This is a genomic window from Bacillus sp. 05T22, assembly GCF_056396765.1.
Map to the genome: position 1 here is coordinate 1 of NZ_JBFTMC010000227.1, position 4,588 is coordinate 4,588.

The 4,588-nt window shown below is 34.4% G+C and carries 3 protein-coding genes and 2 pseudogenes; 3 read left to right on the forward strand and 2 right to left on the reverse strand.

Going from position 1 to position 4,588, the window contains the following annotated elements; translation table 11 throughout:
- Nucleotides 1–149, forward strand: a pseudogene (locus AC1DIT_RS27970) (penicillin-binding protein); the annotation flags it as partial.
- Between the two features lie 87 nt (nucleotides 150–236).
- A complete protein-coding gene (locus AC1DIT_RS27975) occupies nucleotides 237–1,631 on the forward strand; it encodes an IS4 family transposase (protein ID WP_476998591.1) in 1,395 nt (464 codons plus the stop codon).
- Nucleotides 1,632–1,751: 120 nt separating this feature from the next.
- Here AC1DIT_RS27975 and AC1DIT_RS27980 read toward each other — a convergent pair.
- Nucleotides 1,752–2,804 (reverse strand): annotated as a pseudogene (locus tag AC1DIT_RS27980) (IS110 family RNA-guided transposase); the annotation flags it as partial.
- A gap of 552 nt (nucleotides 2,805–3,356) precedes the next feature.
- The gene (locus AC1DIT_RS27985; protein ID WP_016113501.1) at nucleotides 3,357–3,959 is read right to left on the reverse strand and encodes a LysE/ArgO family amino acid transporter; all 603 of its coding nucleotides are present in this window, start codon (nucleotides 3,957–3,959) and stop codon (nucleotides 3,357–3,359) included.
- Between the two features lie 99 nt (nucleotides 3,960–4,058).
- Here AC1DIT_RS27985 and AC1DIT_RS27990 point away from each other — a divergent pair.
- Nucleotides 4,059–4,588 (forward strand): GntR family transcriptional regulator (locus AC1DIT_RS27990; protein ID WP_476998592.1); only part of this gene is annotated, 530 nt, incomplete at its 3' end.

Below are 4,588 nucleotides of genomic sequence, written 5' to 3' on the forward strand. Positions count from 1 at the left end.
TTAAGTATCATGTAATGGGATATGACCCTGGCGTGAGCTTCCATTCTGCTTTTTATCCTAAATCAGGAATCAAGATAGCGATACCTTCAAACAAAAGTTCAGGATCCTTTGAAGTAATGAAGGGGATTGAAGAAATTTTTGAGATATGACCAAACTTTTTTATAAGGAATTGTATCCATGTTCCTCCAAAAACGCTATTCTTTTTGTAGAAATATACAGAAAGGATGGCGTTTTTTATGAATCTTTCGATTCAAAGTGAACTGCAATTATTTGTTGAAGAATTATATGAACATCTTACTCCTTCATGTTTAGAAAATCTTGCTAGAGAACTAGGTTTTGTACAACGAAAACGTAAGTTTTCAGGGCATGATTTAGCTACTATCTGTGTTTGGGTTAGTCAACGGGTATCGAGTGATTCTTTAGTGCGACTATGTAGTCAACTTCATGCTGTTACAGGAACACTTATGAGTCCAGAAGGACTCAATAAGCGTTTCAATAAAAAAGCTGTTTGCTTTTTAAAACATATTTTCTCTTCGTTATTAAAAAGTAAAATTTGTGAAACATCAGTGATTCCTAGTTCTTCAATCGCCTATTTTCAACGAATTCGTATTTTAGATGCAACGATTTTTCAAGTGCCAAAGCATTTAGCTAGTGTGTATCCTGGATCAGGTGGTTGTGCTCAAACAGCGGGTATAAAAATTCAGTTAGAATATGATTTACATAGTGGTCAGTTTTTAAATTTTCAAGTGGAACCAGGGAAAAATAATGATAAAACCTTTGGAACAGAGTGTTTATCAACATTACGCCCTGGTGACCTATGTATTCGGGATTTAGGCTATTATTCACTGGATGATTTAGATCAAATGGATCAACGTGGCGTGTGTTATATATCGCGGCTCAAATTAAACAATAGGGTATATGTCAAAAATGAATTTCCTGAATACTTTCGAAATGGGACAATAAAAAAACAATCTCAGTACATCAAAGTTGATTTAGAGCACATTATGGATACCTTAAAACCAGGACAGTCCTATGAAATAAAAGAAGCTTATATTGGAAAGGATAAAAAACTATTCACTCGGGTGATTATGTATCGATTAACAGAAAAACAACTTCGTGAACGTATGAAAAAACAAGTGTATACGGAAAGTAAAAAGGGTATTACGTATTCGGAAAAAAGTAAACGATTAGCTGGCATGAACTTATATGTTACCAATACACCTTGGGAGATTATTCCGATGAAACAAATCCATGATTTTTACTCTCTCCGTTGGCAAATAGAGATTGTATTTAAAACATGGAAATCCCTATTTCAAATTCATCATTGGCAAAATATTAAACAAGAGCGATTAGAATGCCATGTTTATGGAAAACTCATTGCCATTTTTTTATGTTCTTCTACTATGTTTAAGATGCGCCAGTTAATTTTGCAAAAGAAGAAACAAGAATTAAGTGAATATAAAGCAATTGGAATGATTCAAGATCATTTATCGATTTTGTATCAAGCCATACAACAAAACACCCAAGAAATAATAAAGATTTTAATCCGCCTGTTCCACTTGCTCCAAAAGAATGGGCAGAAATCTCATCGATATGAGAAGAAAACCGTCTTTGATATTTCTTACGATTAGTCAATTGTTTTTTATAGATTTTTCACAGAGTAAAGGCTAGAGAATTCATATCATATATCCATAAATAAAAAGTCATACGAAATACCCCTAATATCTTTTAGTTTTTTTACTAGGGGAGAAATATGGCCGTTGTTTAATCATGTTCTGGATAATGAGAAAAAGAAGTTTCCGCAAGTGTTTATTTCCACGCTTATTAATCTTATCTTTGAAAAAAGTTTTTCCTGATTGAAAACGGCGTATATCAATACCTGCAAATGCATTGAGTTGTTTGTTATTTTTGAAGCGAGTAATATCCCCGATTTCAGCTAACAAACGTATAGCCGTATTGGGACCGATTCCTGGAAAACTAAGAATAATTGGATACTCTGTGCGACTTTCAGCTAATCGTACCATCTTCTCGATACACTGTTCTTTTTGATGAAGGAGCTCCTGATAGCGTTTTGCGTATGATTTGAGTTGTTCACATAAAACGTCATCCTGACGTACGGCTGGATAGGAATCCTTGGCAGCATCAAGTACTTTCATGGCTTTCTTTTCCGCAATGCTGATTGATATGTTTTTATTGGTATTCGTACGAATCCGATTCTTTATGACCGTTTTGGAAAGATTTTTAATAAGATCTGGGTGAGGGAACAACTGAACAAAGTTTAAAAATAAATCTGATTTAATTGTAAAAATCTGTTCCAATTCCGGAAATGTCAACTGAATGACTTTATGCATACGACTACGAATCACGGATAATTCGTCATCCAGTTCACTGTAAAACCTTGAGAGTGATTTTAATTGATAAAATAGGTGATCTGTACTTACCTTTTCTCTCCGGGAAGCCGTGAAATGAGTGAGAGCTAATTGATGTGCGTCGCTTCTATCGGTTTTATGAATCCGTAAGGAATCACATTGTAATTTCGCTTCTAAAGGGTTCAACAGACAGTATTCATACTTGTTATCTTGCATAAAACGCTCTAGTTGCCTGRAGTAAACACCGGTTGCTTCGAACACAATATGAGGTGATTTTCTATTTTCATTCGTAAGTTGGTCTATTCGTTTTCGTAGTTCCTCAAAATCAGGCTTAGAATGATTTATTTCACTTTCAAAAATACATTGTTTTTGAACATTATAAATAACCATATAACTCTTTCCCATACTAATATCAAACGCAATCACATGTCGCATATTTTGCCTCCTCATGTAGAGTTGAAGTCTTCACCTTACTCTTATCGATTCCCATTTCTTATACACGATCTCAGGGACCAACATACTAAACTGATTCAAATAAGGTAAGTGAAGAAGGTCTGTTTTGGGTACGGATTCGAGATCCCAATATCAAATCGACCTACTCTTCACTTCTACTATAAAAAAATAGTAGTGCAAACCAATGCCTTGGTCTACACTACTAATCTTAGTATGTTTTAAGAAAATTGTACGTTTAGACATAATTTAGACACATTTGAGCCAGTTCCCTGTACGTTAAGAAAACAACTATCCATTAACGGTACTCGGATCATATACGAAAATCGTATATGATCCAGACCTAAATCCCTAAAAAAACTAAAAATAAAAGGACCTATATATTATATATGAATAATATGTTAGGTCCTTTTATTTTTAGTAATGAGCTTTGAAACTGGATTTAAACAGTATTTTTCTCTATTTGGGTAGAAATAAATAAAGTCCTATGGTCGTTTATGGGTTATGTGTTGAGCACAACATCTTTATAATTTAACGCTATATTAATGCAATAAAAAGATAAATGGCAGTTCCCCAGATAAAAAGGGCGGAGCATTTGTTGAATATGTTCATTAAACCTCCTGTACCATCTATCTTTTTCATGACTGTACCTGCGAGCGTTAATCCAAAGAACCAAATCCAAGATACTGTAATACATGCGATTGTAAAAATAACTTGTTCTGTTCCAACATATTTTAATGCACTTGTTCCAATAACACCAACTATATCTAAGAGGGCATGAGGGTTTAATAAAGAAACCGATAAAGCAAAGATGATTTGTTGACGGGTTGGTAATGCTTTATTCGTTTCATTTGTAGTTGGATCAGACCTCCAAATAACATATCCCATGTAAAGTAAAAACAAAATTCCAGCAATCATTAGGCCAAGTCGTAGCCATTCAAATTGTAAAACGATAGTAGATAGACCAAAAACGGCTAAAAGAATTAAAAATGTATCACATAGTGCAGCTGTAACAGCCGCTGGAAGTGCTCGAATTAATTTTGGCTGTGTGGCTCCTTGTGAAAATACAAATACATTCTGTACCCCTAAAGGTAAAATAAGTCCGAATGCTAAGATTATTCCATGAACAATGGCTTCCATATAATCAACTCCCTTTCAATTACTATCGTACTATGATAAAAATAAAAGAAAACAACCAATTGGATGGTTTTTTATCCACCCAATTTAGGAGGGAATTAGATGAAATGGAAACCAAATCGTCATTCTCATTTGACCGTTCAAGAGCAAATTGTAGATTGGATAAAGTCTTATATTGAGCGAGGTGATTGGACCGTTGGTACAAAAATTCCAACACAGCGCCAACTTGCAACACAATTTAATGTGAACCGAAGTACTGTACAACTTGCGCTTGATGAATTAAAGGCAGATGGTTTGATCGAATCTAAAGTGGGATCAGGGATATTTGTGGCCAATAATTCGTGGAACGTGCTTTTGAACAGATCTCAACCAAATTGGCAGCAACACATTGAATCGAGTATTCATAAACCAAACTACCATACGATTCAACTAATCAATGAATATGAGCAAATGGATCATATCATCCGTCTTGGAACAGGTGAATTATCACCAGAATTGCTTCCAACGAAACAAATTGAACAGTCGTTAAAAAAGATTTCACTTGAATCAAAGGCAATTGGCTATTCATCACCACAAGGAAGTGAAAAGCTTCGGGGAATTTTATGTAATTATTTAAAAAAACGTGGTATTCA

Excerpts from the sequence above, each read along its gene's own strand:
- AC1DIT_RS27985 (WP_016113501.1), bottom strand. The coding sequence starts at position 3,959 with ATGGAAGCCATTGTTCATGGAATAATCTTAGCATTCGGACTTATTTTA.
- AC1DIT_RS27975 (WP_476998591.1), top strand. The coding sequence starts at position 237 with ATGAATCTTTCGATTCAAAGTGAACTGCAATTATTTGTTGAAGAATTA.